At 43.8% G+C, this 23,270-nt stretch carries 19 protein-coding genes; 11 read left to right on the top strand and 8 right to left on the bottom strand.

Annotation, left to right across the window (positions count from 1 at the left end; translation table 11 throughout):
- Nucleotides 1-256 precede the first annotated feature (256 nt).
- Nucleotides 257-1,255 (top strand): LacI family DNA-binding transcriptional regulator, encoded by a 999-nt coding sequence (locus AC6UDA_RS01105; RefSeq protein ID WP_500708341.1) that lies wholly within the window; start codon nt 257-259, stop codon nt 1,253-1,255.
- 878 nt (nt 1,256-2,133) lie between these two features.
- Here AC6UDA_RS01105 and AC6UDA_RS01100 read toward each other — a convergent pair.
- Entirely contained in the window at nt 2,134-3,045 is a 912-nt protein-coding gene (locus AC6UDA_RS01100; RefSeq protein ID WP_500708338.1) for an alpha/beta hydrolase, read from the bottom strand.
- A 225-nt stretch (nt 3,046-3,270) separates the two neighbouring features.
- Here AC6UDA_RS01100 and AC6UDA_RS01095 point away from each other — a divergent pair, with 225 nt between their 5' ends.
- Together AC6UDA_RS01095 and AC6UDA_RS01090 are read left to right on the top strand one after the other, a co-directional pair.
- Nucleotides 3,271-4,218, top strand: coding sequence for an NAD(P)H-dependent flavin oxidoreductase (locus AC6UDA_RS01095; RefSeq protein WP_500708337.1), 948 nt, complete (start codon nt 3,271-3,273; stop codon nt 4,216-4,218).
- A 134-nt stretch (nt 4,219-4,352) separates the two neighbouring features.
- The gene (locus AC6UDA_RS01090; RefSeq protein WP_500710526.1) at nt 4,353-6,401 is read left to right on the top strand and encodes an LTA synthase family protein; all 2,049 of its coding nucleotides are present in this window, start codon (nt 4,353-4,355) and stop codon (nt 6,399-6,401) included.
- A 43-nt stretch (nt 6,402-6,444) separates the two neighbouring features.
- Here AC6UDA_RS01090 and AC6UDA_RS01085 read toward each other — a convergent pair whose 3' ends face one another.
- From AC6UDA_RS01085 to hdcB, 3 genes are all read right to left on the bottom strand, one after another.
- Nucleotides 6,445-7,629: an aminotransferase-like domain-containing protein gene (locus AC6UDA_RS01085; protein WP_500707653.1), complete on the bottom strand. Its 1,185-nt coding sequence runs from the start codon at nt 7,627-7,629 to the stop codon at nt 6,445-6,447.
- 141 nt (nt 7,630-7,770) lie between these two features.
- A complete protein-coding gene (locus AC6UDA_RS01080) occupies nt 7,771-8,316 on the bottom strand; it encodes a GNAT family N-acetyltransferase (protein WP_500710524.1) in 546 nt (181 codons plus the stop codon).
- Nucleotides 8,317-8,328: 12 nt separating this feature from the next.
- Entirely contained in the window at nt 8,329-8,850 is a 522-nt protein-coding gene (gene hdcB / locus AC6UDA_RS01075; protein WP_500710522.1) for a histidine decarboxylase maturation protein HdcB, read from the bottom strand.
- 58 nt (nt 8,851-8,908) lie between these two features.
- Between hdcB and AC6UDA_RS01070 the strand changes: the two genes are divergently transcribed.
- Nucleotides 8,909-9,577, top strand: coding sequence for an MmcQ protein (locus tag AC6UDA_RS01070; protein WP_500710519.1), 669 nt, complete (start codon nt 8,909-8,911; stop codon nt 9,575-9,577).
- An 8-nt stretch (nt 9,578-9,585) separates the two neighbouring features.
- On the opposite strand, the gene hdcA is transcribed toward AC6UDA_RS01070, so the two are convergent.
- Complete coding sequence (gene hdcA / locus AC6UDA_RS01065) at nt 9,586-10,521, bottom strand: histidine decarboxylase, pyruvoyl type (RefSeq protein ID WP_500710517.1); 936 nt, start codon at nt 10,519-10,521, stop codon at nt 9,586-9,588.
- Nucleotides 10,522-10,782: 261 nt separating this feature from the next.
- On the opposite strand from hdcA, the gene AC6UDA_RS01060 reads away from it, so the two are divergent.
- Genes AC6UDA_RS01060 through cydC form a run of 5 tightly spaced genes read left to right on the top strand, consistent with a single transcriptional unit; the run spans nt 10,783 to nt 17,944 of the window.
- Nucleotides 10,783-11,961 carry an NAD(P)/FAD-dependent oxidoreductase gene (locus AC6UDA_RS01060; protein ID WP_500696342.1) on the top strand — a complete coding sequence of 393 codons (1,179 nt, stop codon included), beginning with the start codon at nt 10,783-10,785 and terminating at the stop codon, nt 11,959-11,961.
- A 26-nt stretch (nt 11,962-11,987) separates the two neighbouring features.
- Nucleotides 11,988-13,427, top strand: a complete 1,440-nt coding sequence (locus AC6UDA_RS01055) for a cytochrome ubiquinol oxidase subunit I (protein WP_500693275.1) — start codon at nt 11,988-11,990, stop codon at nt 13,425-13,427.
- Nucleotides 13,424-14,449 (top strand): cytochrome d ubiquinol oxidase subunit II, encoded by a 1,026-nt coding sequence (cydB, locus tag AC6UDA_RS01050; protein ID WP_500693274.1) that lies wholly within the window; start codon nt 13,424-13,426, stop codon nt 14,447-14,449. Before AC6UDA_RS01055 ends, cydB begins: the two co-directional genes overlap by 4 nt.
- 20 nt (nt 14,450-14,469) lie before the next feature.
- Complete coding sequence (gene cydD, locus AC6UDA_RS01045) at nt 14,470-16,212, top strand: thiol reductant ABC exporter subunit CydD (protein ID WP_500710514.1); 1,743 nt, start codon at nt 14,470-14,472, stop codon at nt 16,210-16,212.
- Nucleotides 16,205-17,944 (top strand): thiol reductant ABC exporter subunit CydC, encoded by a 1,740-nt coding sequence (gene cydC / locus AC6UDA_RS01040; RefSeq protein ID WP_500710512.1) that lies wholly within the window; start codon nt 16,205-16,207, stop codon nt 17,942-17,944. Before cydD ends, cydC begins: the two co-directional genes overlap by 8 nt.
- 8 nt (nt 17,945-17,952) lie before the next feature.
- Here cydC and AC6UDA_RS01035 read toward each other — a convergent pair whose 3' ends face one another.
- On the bottom strand, nt 17,953-18,930 hold the full coding sequence (locus AC6UDA_RS01035) for a polyprenyl synthetase family protein (protein ID WP_500695481.1): 978 nt from the start codon (nt 18,928-18,930) through the stop codon (nt 17,953-17,955).
- A 105-nt stretch (nt 18,931-19,035) separates the two neighbouring features.
- Here AC6UDA_RS01035 and AC6UDA_RS01030 point away from each other — a divergent pair, with 105 nt between their 5' ends.
- Together AC6UDA_RS01030 and AC6UDA_RS01025 are read left to right on the top strand one after the other, a co-directional pair.
- Entirely contained in the window at nt 19,036-19,950 is a 915-nt protein-coding gene (locus AC6UDA_RS01030; protein WP_500710510.1) for a prenyltransferase, read from the top strand.
- Between the two features lie 23 nt (nt 19,951-19,973).
- Nucleotides 19,974-20,894, top strand: coding sequence for a prenyltransferase (locus AC6UDA_RS01025; protein ID WP_500700976.1), 921 nt, complete (start codon nt 19,974-19,976; stop codon nt 20,892-20,894).
- A gap of 93 nt (nt 20,895-20,987) precedes the next feature.
- Here AC6UDA_RS01025 and AC6UDA_RS01020 read toward each other — a convergent pair whose 3' ends face one another.
- Both AC6UDA_RS01020 and AC6UDA_RS01015 read right to left on the bottom strand, forming a co-directional pair.
- Nucleotides 20,988-21,869, bottom strand: a complete 882-nt coding sequence (locus AC6UDA_RS01020) for a glycosyltransferase family 8 protein (RefSeq protein WP_500710508.1) — start codon at nt 21,867-21,869, stop codon at nt 20,988-20,990.
- A complete protein-coding gene (locus tag AC6UDA_RS01015) occupies nt 21,869-23,104 on the bottom strand; it encodes an aminopeptidase (protein ID WP_500710506.1) in 1,236 nt (411 codons plus the stop codon). The genes AC6UDA_RS01020 and AC6UDA_RS01015 overlap by 1 nt, the downstream gene beginning before the upstream one ends.
- Nucleotides 23,105-23,270: the final 166 nt, after the last annotated feature.

Genomic DNA, 23,270 nt, shown 5'->3' with positions numbered 1-23,270 from the left:
TTAAGAACGGTTAAAAATAATGGTCCCGTTGCCTGTCATACCAACACTTCAATTGATTTCATGTTTATTTTTTAAAATAAACATGTTTCTTATTAATCCTCATACAGGCATGCTCGGTTAACCGTTTTCTCAATTTTATAACAACAATAACATTAATTTCAATCTTAATTGAGATCGTTTTGCTTTTTATAATTTTATTAGATATGATAATTCCATGCAGTTAGCAGTTATGAAATAAAATTTGAGGAAATGAGAAATGAACAAAAAACGAGTCACCATTAGAGAAGTTGCCAAACACGCCAAAGTTTCAACGGCCACCGTGTCACGGTTCTTAAACAACCATCTGAACTCAATGTCCAAGAACACGGCAAATCGCATTAAGCGATCAATCAAACACCTCGGGTACGTTCCTAACTCAATGGCACGTGGCTTAAGCCGCCAAAATGACAGTGGGAGCATCATTGCGGTAGGAGTGTCAGACATCGAGGATCCCTTTTCAATCAGGATGTTTGAAGGAATCCAGGACCAACTGTCCATTTACAAGTACATCCCCTTGCTGATTAATTCCGCTAGTAAGTACAAAAACGAACGCGACCTCTTTCTAGCCTTAGATACCAGCCTCATCAGGGGCGCCATCATTCATCCGGTCAACAGCCACATCAAGGACATTGCCGAACTTTTAAAACCGCGTTTCCCCGTTATTTTGACCGATAAATCCATTAACGATGGCTTTTTTTATAACATCGTCATCAACAACTTTGCGATTTCTCAGAAAGCCGCCGCCTACTTTAAAAACAACCTGGGGCTTTCCAAGTTAATCTTGGTTACTAACGCTGAAAGCGAGATGAAGGTCGTCAGAGAGCGTGTTGCTGGGATTAAATACGTCTATGCCGAACCTGATATTACAATCGTCAAGCCCGGTTATTCCAAAACGTCACTTCATCGTGCCTATCATGAAATCGTTCGCCAATTAAAAAAGCAACCCAACAGTCTGATTTTCTGCCTAACGGAAAAGTGGTTGTTAAGCTTTTTGCCCCGGTTGTTGCGTAACAACATTATTGACCGCGACAAGATTCCAAACATCACTGGTTTTGTGAGTTCCAACATCGTTAACCTAATTCAGCCAAAAACGAAGTGTATCAGGACAGACGCATACACCATGGGAAAATACGCCGCGCAACTCATGTACGACATCTTAAACAAAAAAGTGGACCCAAGTAAAAAACGCTACATGGTCCACGCCAAATTTGAATAATATCTGTAACCGACTAAGTCCATGCTTAGCCGGTTTTTGTCTAATAAATAAAAAGTGCCACTTCTGAGAAGCAGCATTTTTTGGAGTTTGAAGCTATGTGTGCTCCAGAAGTAGGAAGCATTGTGAAAGTATCTTTTTTGGAGCGACTAAAGAATAACACGGCCAAATGCCTTACCAGATGTCGTTTAAAACCCACTCAAAGTAATAATGAAAGATTTACTGCCAAAACGCCACCCATCACGTTTAGTTAATCGTTTACGAAATTTATCTTAGGCCTAATTTTGGCTCAAAAAAACTTTAGACCAGCGCCAAGCTCATCCGTGCCAATCACTTCCGCTATCCTAACTCTTGTTTAATGATTATTTCAAAATCATAATTAGTCTCTTTTTATTATTTTGGTGATATACTCCTTTCATCGACTAGTTGAGAAACATTTTTATCGGACTCCCTAACTAATATAGATACTTTTTAAACCTCGATAACTCACAAGCGTCAGGCATCCAAAAACTAATATACTGTCAACTTAACTAGCCGAATCTTCCTAATTGCTCTGACTTCTTCAGCGAAGCCAGGGTTTTTTCTTTTGGATTTTTGGTAATACTTAGATTATTCTATTTAAGGGAGGAAATTAAATGATAAATTGGTTTGATTTATTCTTTATGATTGGTACTTTGTTGTTAACAGTACTTCTAATTTTACTAGTTATCTTAGTACTATACTTGTGTATCCGCTTAGGAATAAAACTAAATAGGTTCTTAAATAGAGCGAAAGAGAATCATGGAAAAAAACATTAAATTATTAGTCACTAGTGTTATGCCCTTAGCTTCTGAATCAAAACTAGCAAATTATTTATAAATATAATTTGCTAGTTTTTTTGTTTATTTAAAATACTCTTCAGCGAACGCCCTGGTCTTATTAACGTAGACCTGTCCCTCTTTGTTCAAAGAATCGGCGTGTGTCGCGTGGTTCACAATCCACAATTTCTTAGGACCGTGGTCGTTTTTATAATTGATATAGGCGTCTTTAACAGGAACAAACTTATCGGCATTGCCATGAATGATGAATAGTGGAATTTGATTATGCGCTAACGTCTGCTTCGTGTCGGCATCGTAGAAGTCGTACTTGGCAAAAACATCACCGTAGATGCGGGCAATGGGCAGAATTGGGAAGGTCGGCAGGTGAAACAACGTTCCCAGTTCATATTTCAACTCATCATAGATACTGTTATAACCACAGTCGGTAATCGCAAAGTCAACGTTGTGCGGGACCTTTGGCAGGGTAAAGAGAACGGCAGCCGCTCCCATACTGACACCAAACATGCCAAGTCTTCCATTCGATATTTTCTGGTTAATCATGTTCATCCAGGTCACAATGTCAGACCGATCTTTCCATCCATAACCAGCATATTCCCCCTGACTGCGCCCAAATGATTCGTCATCGGGTGCGAGAACATTATAACCATCGTCATGAAACATTCTAATGTAGTTATTCATCTTGTGCCCAGTACTTCCGTAACCGTGGATTACGATCACGGTCTTATTCGTCGCTTGCTTAGCTGGTAAGTAGTAAGCCGTGAGTTTTAGGCCACCCTTGTTCGTTTGGTGCCAAATCTGGGGCTTTTGTTCTTTAATCCAAGTGGTGTTAACCTTTTCGCCGACCTGCGTACTGTATCCACCCCGTTTAAACGCGAAGTTAAACAGGAAGTAGGTTCCCACAAAGATTAAAATAATCACGGTAATTACGATGGCAATCGTAACTTTGTGCCAACGCTTCAGCTTTCCTTTTTTCATAATTTCGCTCCTTTTTGCAACACTTGCCATTATACGGGCAGAGCGATTCAAATCATGATTAATTTTTAAGCGTCGCGTGGTACCGGTAACTAGCCAGCTTCAGACGAGTTACAGATTAATTTGAATGTCATTATATTAATCACAAATCGTTTTAGTTTGCTTCAAGCTAACTTTCAACTAAAATGTAAGATATAACTAACTAATAATAAGTAGGGAGTAATTAAATTGAAAACAAGTCCAATAACTAAAATGCTTGGAATTAAGTATCCAATCATTCAGGCGTCACTCAACTGGCTAACTGACGCTAAGTTTGTCGCCGCGGTCTCAAATGCTGGTGGTCTCGGGACGTTTGGCCCAAACGCTGGCAAGACTAGTCCCACTCAAGATGCCACTGAAACGCTGAAAAGGCAGATTAAAGAAGCCAAACAGCTCACCGACAATCCCTTTGCCGTCAACATGATTGTCGGAAGTGAAGATGAGTTTGACTACCCAGATAAGACCTTTAGAGCTGCTTTTGACGCTGGGGTTAACATCTTCATCATTTCTGGTGTCATCAATCCAAAACTTTTTAAAGAAATCAAGGATTCAGGGAGTACCTTAATCTTTCGCGAACTTAATCCGTCCGTTAAGGGCGCTCAAAGAGCCGAAGAATTAGGCGTCGACATCTTGATTGCCACTGGTTACGACGAAGGTGGCATCATTCCAACGACCGGCCTTGGAACGTTTACCACTATTCCGCGCATTGTGGATGCCGTCTCCATTCCCGTCGTTGGCGCTGGTGGCATCACGGACGTTCGTGGTGTACGCGCTGCCCTTGCCCTTGGAGCACAAGGAGTCTACGTAGGAACTCGGTTCATTGTGACTGACGAAAACCGGACTTCAGCCGCTGCCAAACAAAAAATCATCGACTCGACGGTTGATGACGTAGTACTAGTCTCTTCTAACCAACGTTCAATCAAGAATCCGCTAGCTGATAAGTGGGCCAAGGAGTTTCAAAATGGCGTCAAAGACACCTATGAACAAACCCGCAAGGCCGGTGGCGTTCGTCCTGCCATGCTTGACGGCAAACTTGATGACGGTGTGATTTCCACTGACGTTGGTATCAACAACATTCACGACGTCAAGAGTGTTCAAGGTGTGGTGGATGAAATGATGCAGGATTTTCAAAAATAAATCTTAATAAAAAGCTTCAAGTGGCGTGTCTATCAGCCATTTGAAGCTTTTTTATTCTGCTTTGCTAATTCTTAATGTGATAAGATGTTTCCTATGTGATAAATTACATAAATTCTTACAAAGGAACGTTCAATTTGAAAACCATTAAGAAAATTCTCAACCTTTTTAATACCAGAATGGGCTTCTTTCTCCTGTTAGTGATCCTGTTCTGGTTCAAGACCCTCTACGCTTACTACCACGTCTTTTACCTCATCCCAGCGAGTCGCATGCAGCACATCATTTTACTGATCAATCCGCTGGCCGCAATCATCATTACGCTGAGTCTGGCATTGTATTTCAAGCCCGCGAAGCTCTTTTATCCCTTTATCATCTTCATTGACTTCTTAAACACCGTCTTACTGTACATAAACATCGTCTACTTCCGGGGTTTTCTGGGCTTTATGACCGCCGACACGATGACAACCGGTCATTCCAACTTAAACGGTGGGTTAATTACCAGTGCGACCGCCCTCATCAACAAATGGGACGCCTTATACTGGCTTGATTTAATCGTGATTATCCTGTTACTGGCATTTCGTGTTATTAAAATCGACAAAAAGCCTTTGAAGCTTAGGTTTAGCTTACTAACCACCCTGGTCGGAATTATCTTTTTGTTTCTCAACCTTTTTCTTACCCACGTCGATAATCCCAACCTATTCGCCCAGTCAAGTACGCAAAGTAAACAAAATGATATCGTCAGATACATTGGAATCGACAACTACACCGTCTACGACTGGACCAAGTCCATTCAGACCAACATCGCGCGTTCGACCGCTAAGAAATCAGATCTAAATGACATTTTAGGCTTTACGAAAAAACACTACGCTGCCCCGAATCCCGAAATGTACGGCAAAGCACGCGGTAAAAACGTGATTGTCATTCACCTAGAGAGTTTTCAACAGTTCTTGATCGACAAAAAGGTTAACGGCAAGGAGGTAACGCCTTTTCTGAATAAAATTTACCATAGTCAGTCGACCAACTCGTTTGACAACTTCTATCACCAAGTGGGACAGGGACGAACGGCCGATGCCGAAAACATGCTTGAAACCAGCACGTACGGACTTCCTGAGGGCTCCTTGTTCTCTCAATACGGAAACGACAATACCTTTCAGGCGGCTCCCGCTATTTTGAAACAGCAGCAAAACTACACGTCCGCCGTTTTCCATGGTAACGACGCCAATTTCTACAACCGTAACAACACCTACAAACGGCTTGGCTTTCAATATTTCTTTAGTTCCAAGGACTACAACATGAAGGGCGATCGGACCGAAGGCATGGGCTTAAAGGACAAGTATCTGTTTCAAGATTCCAACAAGTACTTAGAGAACCTTCAACAGCCCTTTTACGTCAAGTATTTAACGGTCACCAATCATCTCCCGTACGTTCTGGACCAAAAAGACCAGAAGCAGATGCACTTTAAGACCACCAGTACTGACAATCCGGAGGTCAATAACTACTTTGTCACCGCTCACTACCTTGACCAGTCCGTCAAAGAATTTTATGACTATCTCCATCAGACGGGACTCGACAAAAACTCAATGATCATCATCTACGGTGACCACTATGGCTTAATGGACCAGGATGAACGTAGTCTGGCACCGCTTTTAGGCGTCAAACCAAACGATTGGAACGCTTTTGACCACAGCCAAATCCAAAAAGTTCCGTTTATGATCAACATGCCAGGAACCACCAGTGGGAAAATCCACCACACGTACGGCGGTGAGATCGACGTGTTACCAACGGTTCTCCATCTTCTCGGAATTAATTCCACGCCATACGTTCAGTTTGGAACCGACCTCTTCTCCAAGCAACACGACCAGGTGGTTGCCTTTAGAAACCGTGACTGGGTCTCACCACAGTCCACCTCCACGAACGGCACGGTTTACGATAATAAGACCAAACGACCAATTCATCCGGATAAGCAGCAACAATCCCAGATTAACCAAAATCAGAATAAGGTTAACACTGAACTGGAACTGTCGGACAAGTTAAACAAGGATAACCTGTTGCGTTTCTATCATCCCAAGGGCTTTAAGCCAGTTAATCCAAAAGATTACCACTATAATCATGAATTGAACCGGGAAAAACAACTTGAGAAGCAGTTGGGCCAAAAGTCAACGAGTCTAGCTTCCCTGGACAAATAAAAATAGCACTTAACTCACATGAGTTAGGTGCTATTTTAGTCTTTTATTTATTTAATACCTGTGAAATGGCCGTTGCCATCCGTTTAATTCCTTCATCGATCTCATCGTCATTCATGTTGGAGAAATTTAAGCGGAAGGTCCCTGGTTTTACCTTACCCGCGTAAAAGGAGGACCCAGGAACAAACACCACGTTGTTTTTTAAACAAGTCTGATACAGTTCCTCCGTGTTCACTCCGGGAACTTCAACCCAGATGAACATCCCACCTTCAGGATGACTGTGGCGCACGTTCTTTGGGAAGTACTTATCAATGCAGTCCATCATCAGATTAGCCCGATGCTCATAGGTATCGGTAATCTTCTTGATGTGGTCGTTAATATCCACGTCATCTAAGTACTGGGACACGATGTACTGGGTTAAGTTATCCGTATGTAAATCGGCATTTTGTTTAAACAGGATAAACTTGTCCATAAAGTTTAACGCTGCATCAATCCACCCTAAACGGAGTCCTGGTGCTAAAATCTTGGAAAAAGAGCTCAGATAGATTACACCACCGTCGTGGTCAAAGTGTTTGAGTGGTGGTAAGTACTTCCCTGCGTAACGAATGGCACCATACGGGTCGTCTTCTAGGATTGGAATCCCCGCCTCTTTACCAATCTGAACTAATTTTTTTCGCCGTTCTTCCGTCATGGTCCGTCCGGTTGGATTCTGGAAATTGGGAATCGTGTAGATAAACTTGGCCTGCGGGTATTTTTTGATTAACCGTTCTAAGGCATCTGTCTCCATCCCGTCCTCGTTCATGGGAATGCCAACGATTTTGGCACCATAGGACTTAAAAACGTCGATGGCTGAGAGGTAGGTTGGATCCTCGGTCAAAACCACGTCACCCGGATTAATCAACATCCTGGAAACAATGTCAATGGCCTGTTCCGACCCCGTCACGATCCCAACGTTAGCAACCGTCGTATTAACGTGGCGTTCTTTCATAATGGCCACAATCTGCTGTCTTAGTTTTTCGTAACCAAGCGACTGCGAGTACTGCAGAACCGTTTGCCCATACTGTTCAAAAACCTGGTTTGCGGCCTTTTGGATCTCTGAAACCGGAAACAACTCGGGAGCTGGCATTCCACCACCTAATGAAATCACCTTGGGATCAGAAGCCGCTTTAAAAAGATCTGAAGTTACCGTACTAACATGAGCTGGCACACCGCTTGCGTATCTAAATTCCATTTTAATCGCCTCACCGTACTAAACACTTGGTAGTTATTATTTAAAAGTTCACTGTAATTAAAGCATTACACTATTAGTATAGTACATTCAGCTTGAATGCGTCGCTATCACGTATCTAAATGACCTAATGCGTGCGGTGTCTCAAACTTTAGATTCGTTGCGATTTTTCACCCAATCATTTTCGTCATGGCCTACGCCATTAATGACAATTCCATTGGTAATGACTCGTTCCAGCCGAAATCCAGCACGTTTTGCAACAGCATTACTCCGCTTATTATCAACGGCCACTTTAATGTGGATCTGATTCAACTGATAATCACGAAAACCCAAGCTAATCATGAAGTTAAGCGCCCGGTAAACGATCCCCTTTCCGGTAAATTGATTACCCAGCCAATAGCCAATCTCCGTGCTTTTTTGGTCACGATCAAACGAATTAAAACTGATCATCCCAACAATTTGATCCTGATAAATAATTAATAAGTTGACTGACTTTCCTAACCGATAATGGGTTAAAGTTTGGTGTAAAAATTGCTGCTCCTGGGCAACTGATTGCATCGCATCCGCCCATGGCAACCACTTTGAAAGGGTGGTACGTGAGTCTTTTACTAACTGATAGACCAATTTTGCGTCTTCTGGATGGTCAGGAAGACGCAACTCAATCTCTTTATCAACCCGGTAGGTTCTCATTTCATCACTTCCCTACTTTCCGGCCTTTGAAATTGAGCCGTTTAAATCGTCGTATTCATTCTGACTCAGTTGGCCGGTCTGCCTGGCGACTCGCAAGCGGTCCACTTCTTTTCCGTGGTCAACGTTTGTGAGGTAATTACTTTCACCCCGCATCGTATGGTCGTATTTGGCAGCCGTCAGCTTTCGTTTTAAAATGGACTGCGTAAAATCGTAGACACGTCCATATCCAACGTTTTGGTAGTTAAACTTTTGATTTTTAATCTGAAACTTCAGGGCACCGTTGGGAATGCCACTTACAAACGTCATCTTTTCAATCATGGCTTGAGGATAACGGTTGTCTGAGAAGGTACCAGCTGCGTTCCTAAAAATCATCAGTTCATTCCCAGTGGTGACCAGGACGGTCGTCTCGGAATCTTCCTGATTAACCACTAAACCTCTGACCCGTTTTCTTGCCAAATGGTCCGTTAAATATTGGTCAAACTCTGAGCCAATCACCGCTTTTAATCCATGAAACTGATTTAAACCAATCCGCATTTGCGTATCCCTTCTATCCATACTTTTCTGTCACGCCTTTAACCATAAGGAGATCGTCATGAAAATCGAAGAACAACTCTTTACTAATCTAAAACCCGACGTTTCTAAACTGATTCGTTTTGGCTTTAGGAAACAAAACAACGTCCTAACGTACACCACTCATCTCCCACAAATCAACTTTTCGGTCACCATTACCGTTAAGCAAAATGGCGAGGTCAGTGGAAAGGTAATCGACGATGATTATCACGCCGAATATACGAACTTCCGGGTCGCTAATCCAGAGGGTGGCTTTGCCAGCACCATCAAGCAGAAATACACTGCCATCTTAAAAAACATTGCGCAGCAATGTTTCGACTACGTTCCAGACAACACGGGAACGAAGTGGCTCATCCCCGCCAATCCGAAATACTTTGACTTAGAAAAAGACTTCGCCAAAAACGGCACCATCATGTGGAAACAAACCACTCACATTCATGTTGATGATTTAGTTTACATCTACGTGACGGCACCAGTTGCCGCCATCACGTATAAATGTGTGGCCATCAAGGTGAATCAACCGCACTACTACCACGATAAAAACATCACCATGCACTACGTTATGTTACTTCATTTGCTTACCAGATTTAATCCCAATGAATTTAACGCGGCCGTCCTAAAAAAGCACGGTGTTAAAGCCGTCAGAAGCCCACGTCACGTTCCTCAATCTTTAAGTTGGATTCTCAAATAATCACCACATTAATACTGAATATTTTGGTCTGCGACAATTGACTGGTAATTCATCTTTTCAAGCCATTTTGGTAAACTCAGGTTCTCCATGATGTTCATGTCAACGTCTGGAGTCAAAATCGAACCGCCAGGAACCGCATCAACTGGAATCGAAAAGTAGGGTCCAACGGTAATCGCGTTGCCAATCTCACCCGGTTTCATCATGACGTGGGCAAAGCCAATCCACGAACTGGCAAACGAAGTGCCCGCATCTTGACCACACTGGGCAATCGAGCGCGCGATGGCCTCTCTTCTTCTGGCCAAGAATTCGCCGAGATCGTCCTCGTTGGGCGTATTCCAAGTTCCAGCATCCTCAATGAACATGGAGGAATTATGAACGGGATCCTTCGCAATTGAAATGGCAATGGCGGACCAAACGCCGTAACTTTCACCCGGTTTTAGCGGGCGGTCTTCAATTGGTCGTTCGGCAGTCACGCCCTTGTTAGCACAAATAATGAAACTCCCCGGAGCTGGATAGTGCCGACGATTGTCAGCCGTCCCAAAGAATTCTACCAACGAATCCTGCAGTGGTTTCCCATCGTAAATTGGTAGTTTCGAACCATCCCACTGGGTCACCTTAAACAACGGTTGTGCCCGATCGACTTCTGGATTTCTCAGGAGATCATATCCCAGAATGTGACCCTGAACGCCCGTGAAGCTGGAGGCCGTCATCATGTTAATCTGGCCGATGTAGGCGTTCTTACACTCGGCTCGGTCGTAAGACACGATTCCATCCAAGACGCCATCATCCGTCTTTTCGCGGGTCCCGGCGTCAACTTTTAGGCCAGTAACATAGCCAGTCCCGAGATTTCCTGGCTCCATGTAACCCCGTGAATATTTTTGATAGGGACTAATCGCAACACGATCAATCCCCTCTTGATTTAAAATTTTGTCAATTTTAGCCATTTTTGGCCTCCTATAAGCGGAAAATTTATTTTGCTTTTGAGACTACGTTCATAATCGCCTAACTCAAAATCACTTGCAAGGAACATCACTTATTAATGCCCAAATGACGGTACTAAAACGATTTTATCTCCCTTTCTTATCAATCAATAAATATTTTATTAAAATTTCCTCATAAAAAGAGTGACACAATGTCAGCATTAGCGTTAAAATAATGTTAAGATTTACACAATAATAGGTGTGTATTGAAAGGAGATCCTAATAATGAAAAAAGTCTTAATACTAGGCGGTGGATTCGCTGGATTAAGGGCTTGCAAGCTTTTAGCTAAGAGTAAGGCCAATCTAGACATTACCTTGGTTAATAAAAATGCTTATCATTATGACTCGACCGGCCTCTACAAGGTCGCATCAGGAGATGAAGCACCAGAGCGACTCATGTTTAGAATTACCGACATGATCAATCCTAAGATTCATTTCATAGAGGATGAAGTTATTAAAGTAAATGGTAAAGATAACACGGTCCAAACGAAAAACAACGGTGATTTAAGTTACGACTACCTGTTCAATGCGCTTGGATTCGAACCCGAAACGTTTGGCACCCCGGGTGCAGACGAGTTTGGGCTTCAGATCAGTGACATTGATAACTCAGTCGCTGACTACAAGAAGATTCAAACCACCTTGGATGCCTACGATGAGTTTAAGGATGCTAAGCTCTTGAACATCGTGGTGGTCGGCGGTGGTTTTACTGGCATCGAACTTTTAGGGGATCTCGTGCACATGGTGCCAAAATGGGCCAAAAAGTATGGTTTCAAAAAAGAAGAGTTCAAAATTACCTGTATCGCTCCGGGCTTTTTGCCAATGTTTAACAAAAAACTCGGTGACTACGCGCAACACTTCCTTGAAAAGAAGGGTGTTAAGTTCATCATGGGTGACACGGTGTCAAAGATTACGGCAGATGGTGCTTACTATGGTAAAGATGATAAATTCATCCCATCTCACTTAGTCTTCTGGACCGCTGGAGTAAAGGGATCTGACGTTATTCCCGATTCACAGTATCCAAACGAGAAACGAAACCGGGTCGCCGTTAACACGAACATGAGCTTAGACGACTTTCCTAACCAGTACATCATTGGTGACGTCTCAGCCGTTAAAGATGACAAGTCCGGTCGGATGTTTCCAACGACTGGTCAAATTTCCATCTACGAAGCGGACGTTGCCGTTAATGATTTCTTAAACAAACTAAATGGTAAACCCGCCATTAAGTTCGACTACAAATCAATGGGAACCGTTTGTTCACTTGGCCCATACAGTGGAATTGCCGAAATTTACATGTTCGGCATGACCTTTAAGTTAAAGGGATGGATTGTCCCAATCTTTAAGAACATGATCTTCAAGAAGAACGGACTTGAACTCGGAAACATTCGGACCATGTTAGAAAGTTAAATTGATTTAAGGAGGAACTATTCACAATGCTTAATTTAGGTTTAAGTGTTTTGCCGCTAGCGCGGATTCAGTTCGCTGAAACCACGATTTTCCATTTCTTCTTCGTCCCAATGTCAATTGGATTGGCATTGATCGTTGCAATCATGGAAACCTTCTATGCGGTGACCAAAAAACCAGTCTATAAGACGATGACGAGATTTTGGAGTAAGATTTTCTTACTTAGTTTCGCGGTCGGAGTTGTAACTGGTTTGATTCAAGAATTCCAGTTCGGGATGAACTGGTCTGATTACTCAAGATTTATGGGTGACATCTTTGGGGCGCCGTTAGCCATCGAAGCTCTGTTGGCCTTCTTCTTGGAATCAACGTTTATCGGGGTTTGGATGTTCACCTGGGACAAATTAAAACCCGCTTGGCACGCCCTGATGATTTGGTTGGTCTTCTTTGGTTCAGCCATTTCAGCACTTTGGATTCTATCAGCCAACAGTTTCATGCAACATCCAGTTGGTTACCGGATTGACCCTAAGACCGGTCACGCTTTAATGACTAGTTTTAGCGCCATCCTGACCAACCAACAACTCTGGTACGAATTTCCCCACGTGATCTTCGGAGCCTGTGTTACCGGTGGTTTCATCGTTGCTGGTGCATCGGCTTGGATGATCTTTAGAAAGAAGTGGCCCGACTTCTTCAGAAAATCAATGCGAATTGGTTTAGTCGTTGGTTTGATTGCTGTCTGCGGTAGCTTCCTTAGTGGAGACCAACAGATGCTTTACTTAAGCCATCAACAACCAATGAAATTTGCCGCCGCTGAAGGTGAATTTGAAAACGTTAAAAGTCCAGCTGCTTGGACGGCCGTTGAATTCGCTCATACTAACGAACACCGTGCTAGTTTCAAGATTGAGATTCCATACATGATGGACATCTTGACCTACCACAAGCTAAGTGGATCGGTTACTGGTATGAATGAAACTAATGCAAAATTACACAAGAAGTGGAATAGTCAGTTTGGCAAAGATATGAACTACTACCCACCAGTAAACACCTTGTTCTACTCATTTAGAATCATGGTATTTGGTGCAATGACACTAGCTTTCTTAGCCATCTGTGGACTGTGGTTCTCAAGGAAAAAGAAGAATACGATTGGGAAGCAGTGGTGGTTGACGCTACTGCTGACGGTTGGAACATTTGGACCGTTCATTATTAACACCTGTGGTTGGCTGGTTACTGAAAGAGGTCGTGACCCATGGGTTGTCTACGGATTACTGCCAATTGCCAAAGCGGTTTCGCCAAGTACGACGGCAGCTTCCGTGCTCTTTACCATTATTATTTACTTCTTCTTATTTGCCACTTTGGGTGTCTTCATGTTTATTTACGCACGAAAATCACTTTACAAGGGGCCTGAAGGTGTCGGCGATCACGAGAGCTACGATACCGAAGATCCATTTTCAAAGGAGGCTTTTGAGAAATGAGTTTATTACAACTTTTATGGTATTTCTTAATCGGATTACTGTTTGCACTGTTCTTAATTCTCGATGGAGCTGATTTTGGGGCCGGAATGTCAACAAGACTTCTGGCTAGTAATTACGACGAAGCAGCTTTGGTACTTCGAACGATTGGACCCCACTGGAGTGGAAACGAAGTCTTCTTGGTTGCCGCTGGTGGTTCAATGTTTGCGGCGATGCCAATGTGGTACGCCTCGTTGTTCTCCGGATTCTATCTCCTGCTATTCTTTATCCTGGTGGCTCTAATTTTTCGGGGTGTCTCGTTTGAATTCTCCGAAAACGCAGAGACCAAAAAGGGCCGAAACCGATGGATGTGGGCCAACTTCTTCGGAAGTGTCTTCATCCCCTTCCTGTTCGGAATGCTTTTTACCGACATGATTCAAAGTTTGCCAATGGATGGTCAGGGTAACATCTACGTCACCTTCTTCGACGTTGTTAACCCACTTTCAATCCTTGGTGGAATCACGGTAACTGCATTATGTCTCTACCAAGGCCTTCACTACATTTCCTTGCACACGGCGGGCTTAATTCGATACCACGCCTCAGCAATGGCATCCAACCTGTACTGGTTGGCTTACCCAGTGGAAATCCTAGTTGTGATTGCCTTATATTTCCAAACCAACTTTTTCGAGACACATTTGGTCTCAACTGTAGTAGTATTAGCATTAATCGTTGCTACAACTATTTGGGGTCAAATTGCTAGTGGCTCTGGTCATGAAGTACAAGCTTATCTTGCAAGTACCAGTACCCTCGCCTTACTAGTAATCCTGATCTTTATTGGTTTATTCCCTAACGTATTGGGTGCCAATGATCCAGTTCACACGATTTCAATCGCAAATGCTTCTTCATCACCATATACGTTAGTTGTAATGACCATCGTGGCATGTATCCTCCTACCGCTCATCGCGATCTACTTTACCTGGAGTTACGTCTCACAATGGCATCGCATTTCGCTTAAAGATATGGAAGATGCCAATTCTGGATATTAAAAATTAAGGATTGATAAAACATGTTTGATAAACAACTTCTATCAATTCCTGGGGTCAAAAAATTAATTGCCAAGCTAAGTATTCTAGCAGTCGTTCAATCGGTCGCTATCATTCTAGAAGCCCTTTTTCTCTCACAGGCAATGGTGCTTACTTGGGAACAAAAAAAGATAGCAGCGTTAACCATACCTGTGCTATCTTTTTTTGTTGCTTTCGCATTAAGATACCTGATCACAAGAATTGAAAATCAAATTACCGATAAATTTGCCAGTCAGGCTAGTAGTCAGTTAAAAGAACAACTCCTACAAAAAGAATTCGAACTAGGACCCGCCATGGTCTCAAACATCGGATCAGGTCACATGGTAACCCTAGCACTTGAAGGGATTGATAAGGTCGAAAACTACCTTAACCTCATCCTGCAGAAGACCATTAACCTGGCAATCATTCCATGGATCATCCTTTTGTACTGTTTCTTCGTTAACTGGCTCTCAGCGGTCGTGATGCTACTGGTCTTTCCGGTAATCATCTTGTTCATGATTATTCTAGGACTCGCCGCTCAGGCTAAATCTGACCGACAGTATTCTGGCTTTAAAGAGATGTCCAATAACTTCATCGACAGCATGCGGGGGCTTAAGACCCTCAAACTCTTTGGCCTCAGTAAATCCTATGGAGACAACATCTATCGGGTTAGTGAAAATTACCGAAAGAGCACAATGAGCGTGTTAAGAGTCGCTTTACTATCGACGTTTGCCCTCGACTTCTTTACGACCATGTCAATTGCCATCGTGGCCGTCTTATTAGGTGTGAAATTAATTAATGGAACGGTGACCCTGCTTCCGGCCCTAATCATCCTAATTCTCTGCCCGGACTACTTCCTACCGGTCAGAGATTACGGAAATGACTATCATGCCACGTTGGACGGTAAAAATGCCCTGATTGACATCAACAAAATCCTGGATTTACCAAGTCCAACCAGCAAAATTAAACTAACCAACTTTCACAACTGGACTAAGGACAGTACCTTAAAGGTCAGCGACTTAAACTTCAGTTACGACCAAAAAGAGGACAACATCGCCGATGCCAATTTTAATCTGAACGGATTCGTTAACATCGGAATCGTGGGTCGGTCTGGTTCAGGGAAGTCCACGCTTTTAAACCTCCTTGGAGGCTGGCTGTCTCCAACCAACGAAAACGGTCATCTACCATTCAACGTTGACGGTCAAGCAATTGACAGTCTCGCTCAATCGGAATGGCAGAAGCACATCAGTTACATCCCCCAAAATCCATACATCTTTGCCGGAAGCATTGCCCAAAACGTCGCCTTTTATAAACCCGATGCTAAGGCTTACGCCATTAACTCCGCCATCGAAAAAGCGGGGCTGTCTAAGTTTGTCGCCAGTCTCCCAGATAAGGCGAATACCAAGATTGGCGAAGGTGGCAGAGGCATTAGTGGCGGTCAAGCCCAACGGATTGCCCTGGCCCGAACCTTGCTTGATACCGATCGAACCATTCTCCTGTTAGATGAACCAACCGCCCATCTGGACATTGAAACAGAATATCAACTGAAACAAACCATGGTTCCGATCTTCAAAGACCACCTCGTCATCTTTGCGACCCACAGACTTCATTGGATGAACGAAATGGACTACATTCTAGTCATGGAAGATGGCAAAATCGTTGAACAAGGAACTCAAACTGAATTATCCAACCAAAACGGAGCCTACAAGCAATTGATTAGTGAGATTCGAGGTGGAAACAATGCGTAAACTACTTAAAAACGATACGTGGATTAAACCATACCTGACCAAGTACAAGGTCCTGTTATTCTGGGTCTTCTTTCTCGGCGTCTTGACCTTTGGGTGTGGGATTGGATTGATGTTCGTTGCCGGCTACTTAATTAGTCGTTCGGCCACTCATCCCTACAACATCCTGATCGTTTACGTCCCGGTCATCTTAACGCGGGCCTTCGGAATTGGCCGACCGGTCTTTAAGTACTTAGAGCGACTAAACAGTCATAACTGGGTCTTAAAGGTAACGTCTGCCCTTCGAAAACGGCTCTACACTACCCTGGAATCATCCGCCCTTTTTTTGAGTGAGAAATTTCAGACCGGTGATTTACTGGGCGTCCTGGCTGACGACATTGACCACCTTGAAAACCTGTACCTAAGAACCATATTTCCAACCCTTGTGGCCTACATCACGGGTATCATTATCATTGTGGCCTTAGGCATCATTAGTTGGCCTTACGCCATCTTCATGTTCGTTGCGTTTACCATTAGCTTGTTCTTTGCTCCACTTGCCTCTGAGGCCATGCGGGGGGCTTCTAAGGAATACCAGAAGTCGCTTCTCCACCAGTCTTATGAAAATCTGACGGATTCAACCCTTGGAATCGCGGACTGGATGATTTCTGGACGAGAAAAGGGCTTTCTTAATCATGTCAGAAAAAACGACCCGAAGATTGCCAAGTCTAACGATCAGACCCACTTATTTGAGTGGAATCGTGAATTTCTCATTAAAGTGGTCTTCGCAATCGTCATCATCGGGACCCTGCTTTGGTCTAACCTGTACTTCAAGGGGTCACAGGAACTCGTTAACTACGCGGCCGCCTTCGTCATGGGAATCTTTCCGTTGATGGACGCCTTCGTCCCGGTCTCTCAAGCCTTAGAAGAGTGGCCAATGTACAGTGATTCGGTGGTCCACTTGAATCAACTTTCAGACGAAGAGAGGAAACCGTACGTCTCAGACGAAAAGCTGCCCGCCCCATCTGACTTTAATTCCATTAAACTCGATCACGTGACTTTTCACTACCAAGATGATCCAAGTGACATCATCAAAGACGTCTCGTTTAAGATTGATAAACACCACAAGTTAGCAATCATCGGACCCAGCGGAGTTGGAAAGACGACCCTCTTGCAGCTTTTAACCGGAGCACTTACGCCAACGACTGGACACGTCTTAATCAACAACATCGATGCCTACAAGTTTGAGTCTGACAGCTATAAGTGGTTCAGTGTGCTGGATCAGAGTCCGTTTCTATTTGACACGTCGGTCTTAAACAACGTCCGAATCGGAAACGAAACCGCTACTGACGAAGACGTCAAAAGGGCCATCAAGGCCGTAGGATTGTCTGATTACATTGAATCACTACCAGACGGCTATGAAACGAACGTCAAGGAAAACGGAATCAGATTCTCTGGCGGACAACGGCAACGAATTGCGCTCGCCCGCATCCTCTTGCAGGACAATCCAATTGTCCTACTCGATGAACCCACGGTGGGACTGGACCCGATTACCGAAAATAACCTGATTAACACCATTAGTCGAGTTTTAAAAGACAAAACCATGATTTGGGTTACCCATCACCTTCAAGGCTTAGACGAAATGAATGAGGTCATCTTCCTTGAAAACGGCGTCATCAAGATGGAAGGAAACCCGCAAGCATTGTATAAAAATAACGCCCGTTATCGTAGACTGTACGCAATGGACGTTGGTAAGTAATTATTCGGTTATTTAGAATACTGAAACAATTCCGAAATGATGGTTTTAAGGACAGCGGTACTCTCAGATTGTGGTAACTGCGCAATTAGGTCAAAAGCGTCGTCTAAGTACTGCGTATAAATATGACGTGCCGCTTGCATTCCGCCACTGTCACTCACAATTTTAGCAATTTCTTTTAGATCAGCTTTTTTAAGCTGGTCTTTTTTTAGGATTTTTTTTAACTTCGGACCGTCAGCGGTCTTGAAAGTCTCAATGACGGGCAAGGTATACACGCCCTCACTGGCATCGTGCAGAGTGGGCTTTTCGGTTTCAACGTCTGGCTCAAAGTCTAGGAGGTCGTCTCGAATCTGAAACGCCATCCCAAAATTCAAACCAATCTGCTCAGCAATCTGGACGGTGTTATTGTCAGCCATTGAAAGGATGGCGCCCTCCCCCATTGCCACTTTGAAGAGTTCCGCCGTCTTTCCCTGAATTGAATCAAAGTAGTCCTGTTCACTTCGGTCTAAATCATACTTACTTTCGTCTTGAGCCAACTCGCCAAACAAGACGTCCTTCATGCTTTCAACGTTGTAACGCAAATTATCAAAACTCGGAGCGTAGTCCAAAAGCATTTCAAAGTATTTCGTGAACAGGTAATCACCCAGGTAGATGGCTTCGCGCTGGCCAAATTGAGCGTTTAACGTATCTTCCCCCCGTCTTAAGTCCGATTGGTCAATGACGTCATCGTGGACCAAAGAAGCCAAATGAATGACCTCAATTGAAGCGGCGGCCTGGAGGAGTTTCTCTCGCTCAACTGCTTCCGTTCCAAAGTTACCCGCGATTAACAGGAGCGCCGCCCTTAGCATCTTGCCGTTTCCGTTAATTAGTTCTTCGATTCCCCGTTTAAACTCGGCCTCAGGAACCTGAATCTCTTTACTTATGAGTGATTGAACTTGAACCAGTTCAGATTCAATTTCAGGAAATTTATTCCAAATGGTTGTTTTCATGTCTTTTCCTTTTTTATGGTAACCTTACGATATTTTCATGGTACTATAATAACAGCATTATCCTTAATAATAATAACATTAACAATGACTTTCGGAGGCAAAACAATGAAGTGGAAATACTTTTATCAACTAACCGAGATGTACACCACACCAGTCGACGTCTTAATCCTACTGTTCTGTGCCAGCTTTTCGTACTACTTTTACGGTTCCTTTAACTGGCTGTATGCCATCTGGGCCTTCTTCATCGTGTTCTTGATGCATCTGTTTTTAAACCTACATAACAACCTGGAAGACTACGAACACGCAACCGACGTGACCGACTACAAACACGCCACCAGTATCATTGGTAAGTACCACCTAAGTACCCGGATGATCTGGAAATGGGTCGTAATAATGGGGATAATTGTCGCCGTCCTTGGACTCACGCTCGCATACTTGACTGGATGGCCCACGTTAATCATTGGAATCATCGGCTTTGGCCTTGGACTAGCCTACTCGGCAGGTCCGAGACCAGTGGACTCCACCCCATTTTGTGAACTCGCAACCGGAATGCTCATCATGTTTTTTGACCCGCTGGTCTACGTCTATCTAGGAAGCATTCATCGCTTTCGCTTTTCCTGGGACAGTATCGTCGACGTCTTCTTGGTCACCATGTTCCTGTTTGTGCTTGCCTACATCACCCAACTCGCCAACAACACCTGTGACCTAAGAGAAGACATCGGAAATCACCGTTACACCCTGGTGTATTACATCGGACCATCAGACGCAATTAAATTATTTACAATTGTTTTCTGGTTGACAATCTTAATCATACCAATTTTATCCTTCTTTGGATACGTCCCAATCATTTCAAATTTAATTATTTTGGCTTATCCGCTGGCCTGGAAGAAAGTTAAAGTTTTTCAAACCAACCAGAACAAGCAAGAAGTCTATCATCAAATCGTTGGTGGGGTGACAATGTTAATGGGGTTGTATATCATTACTTACATGATCGGAACCATCATCAAAATCTTTCTTTAATTCATTTACACTGGAGGTAAATCATGACCTGGAAGTACTTTTATCAACTAACTGAGATTTACACAACACCGCTGGACGTGACCTGGCTCATACTTGCGGCTAGTTTTTCTTATTATTACTATGGCTCGTTTAACTGGCTGTATGCCATCTGTGCCTTCGTGATTGTCATCGCCCTGCACCTCTTTTTAAACATGCAGAACAACCTCGAAGACTACGAACACGCCACCGACAAGACGGACTACAAGCACAGTACGAGCACCATCGGGAGTAATCATCTGAGTCTCACGATGATTCGGCACTGGTTGTACGGTTTTGCCGCTTTCATTATCATCGCCGGTTTGATCCTCAGTTACTTTACTGGCTGGCCCACGCTGGTAATTGGTGTGATTGGTTTTCTCTTGGGACTGGCGTACTCGGCGGGTCCGAAGCCTCTAGACGCTACTCCATTCTGTGAGTTAGCGGTTGCCACATTAATTCCGTTCTTTGTTCCGCTGATTTACATGTACATGGGAAGCATCCACCGATGGAACTTCACCCTTATGAGTGTGCTGGACGCCTTTTTGGTGACACTACTACCGTTTATCCTCTTCTTCATCATTCAACTTGCAAACGACACGTGTGACCTCGAACAAGACATTGGTAATAACCGTCATACGTTAGTCGACTACATCGGGAAAAAGAACGCCATTAAGGTGTTTGACTTGGTCTACTGGCTCTCAATCATCGTCATTCCAATTCTTTCTTTGGCAGTCGGCATTGTTCCCTACTTTGCCCTACTAACCATTCTAATTTATCCTTACGTTTGGACCAAAGTCAAAGTGTTTAACTTCAATCAAAACAAGGGAGAAATTTATAACGTCATCGTTAAAAACGTTTCACTGATCGTTATGTTATACATTTTGACGTACATGATTGGCACCATCATCATCTACCTATTTAAATAAACTAAAAGCATTTCTTTAAATAAACTAAAAGCATTTCTTTAAATAAACTAAAAGCACTTCAGAATTTTCTGAAGTGCTTTTTTAGATCTAAAACTAGTGATGATTACTAACGTACCACGCTAGTTGATTCAGTAATTTATTTTGGTACTCATCATACAGACTTCTCAAGGGATGCAGATGATCCACCTTGACAATCCACGGCTTATCGAAGTTTGTGTAGTGCACAATGACGGGATGATCCAACGCCGCTACTTGAGAACGCTGACCGTCCGTCGTCTCACTTTTGCGGTACTTGCCCTTAATAAGGTTACTTTGCACGTTGTACTTGGAGGGTAATGCCTGCCAATCACCGTTAAAAATGGCATTTAAGGCATCCTGGTCCTGAAACCGCAACATTTCCGGATGGTCATTCGCAAGTCTGCGTGCTTTTTGTGAAATACCAGCGCTACGCCATTTCTTGGTATCAATTAGTAACAAGCCGGCGTTAAAGTAGTGGCCAGCTTTCTCACTGACTCCCATCTCACGCAGGCGGTCCAAATAACCAGCATTTTCAACGGCGCCAATTACTTTCCCATTTAAATCAGCGTGATAAAGTTCATCAATGTTTCCCACACAAATCATATCAGCGTCAAGATAGAGAATCCTGGGACGGTCAATTTCTTCTGGAATATCAATGCGGTAGTAAGTATTGCGTTTGATGATGCTGTTCGGAGCATCCGTGTTGGCCTTCTGGTAACGGTCCTCGTGGGGTTTTAAAAATTTCACCGTTAGACAGTTTTGAAAAAGCTTCGGAAGCGTGGCAATTAAGTTCTGATTTTTGGGATCTAGATAATCGTTGACGACAAAAAACTCAAAGTCCGCATCGGGATTGTTTAAAAGGATGGAAGTGTAATTAATTGCCAGCGGCAGTGCCATGTTGTTGTCAGTGGTGGACGCAATCGTGAGCGGATGAGCCACTTCAGTTGGTTTTTCCACTAGGCCCAGTCTCCGTTACGAAAGACGGGAACGACCGTCCCATCAGCTTTAACACCGTCGATGTTCATGTCGTCAGAACCCATCATGAAATCAACGTGTTCTTGACTGCTATTTAAGCCAGCCTGGTCTTGTTCTTCCGGACTCATCTCGGTCCCTCCAACAACACTGAATGGATAAGCAGCGCCTAGGGCCATGTGATCACTGGCATTTTCGTCGTACAGGGTGTTGTAGAAGATAATGCCCGATTGTGAAATTGGACTGGGATCCGGCACCAGTGAAACTTCGCCGAGCGAACGAACTCCTAGATCGGTAGCAAGGAGGTGGTCAAGTGTCTTTTGACCCTTCTTGGCGGTGGCGGATACGACCTGTCCGTCCTTAAACGTGAACTCCATATCTTCAATCAAAGTGCCAGAATAGCTTAACGGTTTCGTTGAAGTGACGTGACCGTTAATCCGGCGTTTGTCAGGAGCGGTGAAGACCTCTTCGGTCGGCATGTTGGGCATGAACTTAATGCCGTCAACACCGGTACTGCCAGCCCCGACCCAGACGTGGTGCTTGGGTAATCCAACCTCCATGTCAGTTCGTGGGGAATGGTACTGCAGTGTGTCAAACTGTTCCTCATTTAACCAAGCTGCCTTTTCTTGGAGCTGGTTCTTGTGGTCTTCCCAAGCCTGAATGGGATCGTTGTTATCAACTCGGGCCGTTTTAAAAATTTCCCGCCACAACTTGTCAACCGCTTCGTCCTCTGGTAAATCTGGGAAAACTTGTTTCGCCCATGCGTTATCAGCAGCTCCTACTACCGTCCAAGTCAGGTCATTATTCTGGGTTGCTACGCGGACTGCATTGGTGGCTTTTCCCATGGCAGCAGAGTTTGTAGCAACTCGTTTGGGATCGATTTTGGCAAACGCCGCCGGGTCTTCAGATAGAACCGAAATCCGTGCGGCATGCTTGTCAACGATGTAGTTGGCCTCATCCACCATGTACTGGGGAATGTTTTCCAACCGGTCGTCACTAGCGTGTTCTAAGAACTGCTTAGAAACAAAGGTATCGTCCCACTTCACCATCACATCGGATGCCCCGGCTTTATAGGCTTCTTTCACAATCATGTGGGCCAAGTCCTGGTGATGATCAGAGATATACAGAACGACCGTCTGGCCCGGTTGGACGTTTACTCCGACCTTGACAATCAATTCCGCATACTTTTTTAAATTACGATCTAATTCTTCCTTCTTCATGTAATCATCCCTTCTTCTCTCGTTGCATCCATTCTATTGATTTTTATTTTCAATTACAATTGATAAGTGTAACGCTTTGCAATCAAAATTTAACTTACGGAATGTAAGTCCGAAATCACGGCTTTTCAACTTATCTGACTTCACAATTTCTCAAAATGAGACTGGA

It is taken from the genome of Fructilactobacillus sp. X8R4C1, assembly GCF_059900905.1.
This window is presented reverse-complemented; position numbering and strand designations above follow the sequence as displayed.

Bases quoted from the DNA above. Each gene is read 5' to 3' on its own strand.
- AC6UDA_RS01055 (WP_500693275.1), top strand. From the start codon at position 11,988: ATGCTTAATTTAGGTTTAAGTGTTTTGCCGCTAGCGCGGATTCAGTTC.
- AC6UDA_RS01015 (WP_500710506.1), bottom strand. From the start codon at position 23,104: ATGAAGAAGGAAGAATTAGATCGTAATTTAAAAAAGTATGCGGAATTG.
- hdcA (WP_500710517.1), bottom strand. From the start codon at position 10,521: ATGGCTAAAATTGACAAAATTTTAAATCAAGAGGGGATTGATCGTGTT.
- cydB (WP_500693274.1), top strand. From the start codon at position 13,424: ATGAGTTTATTACAACTTTTATGGTATTTCTTAATCGGATTACTGTTT.
- AC6UDA_RS01030 (WP_500710510.1), top strand. From the start codon at position 19,036: ATGAAGTGGAAATACTTTTATCAACTAACCGAGATGTACACCACACCA.
- AC6UDA_RS01105 (WP_500708341.1), top strand. From the start codon at position 257: ATGAACAAAAAACGAGTCACCATTAGAGAAGTTGCCAAACACGCCAAA.
- AC6UDA_RS01025 (WP_500700976.1), top strand. From the start codon at position 19,974: ATGACCTGGAAGTACTTTTATCAACTAACTGAGATTTACACAACACCG.
- AC6UDA_RS01060 (WP_500696342.1), top strand. From the start codon at position 10,783: ATGAAAAAAGTCTTAATACTAGGCGGTGGATTCGCTGGATTAAGGGCT.
- AC6UDA_RS01085 (WP_500707653.1), bottom strand. From the start codon at position 7,629: ATGGAATTTAGATACGCAAGCGGTGTGCCAGCTCATGTTAGTACGGTA.
- cydC (WP_500710512.1), top strand. From the start codon at position 16,205: ATGCGTAAACTACTTAAAAACGATACGTGGATTAAACCATACCTGACC.
- AC6UDA_RS01070 (WP_500710519.1), top strand. From the start codon at position 8,909: ATGAAAATCGAAGAACAACTCTTTACTAATCTAAAACCCGACGTTTCT.
- hdcB (WP_500710522.1), bottom strand. From the start codon at position 8,850: ATGCGGATTGGTTTAAATCAGTTTCATGGATTAAAAGCGGTGATTGGC.
- AC6UDA_RS01035 (WP_500695481.1), bottom strand. From the start codon at position 18,930: ATGAAAACAACCATTTGGAATAAATTTCCTGAAATTGAATCTGAACTG.
- AC6UDA_RS01080 (WP_500710524.1), bottom strand. From the start codon at position 8,316: ATGAGAACCTACCGGGTTGATAAAGAGATTGAGTTGCGTCTTCCTGAC.
- AC6UDA_RS01100 (WP_500708338.1), bottom strand. From the start codon at position 3,045: ATGAAAAAAGGAAAGCTGAAGCGTTGGCACAAAGTTACGATTGCCATC.
- cydD (WP_500710514.1), top strand. From the start codon at position 14,470: ATGTTTGATAAACAACTTCTATCAATTCCTGGGGTCAAAAAATTAATT.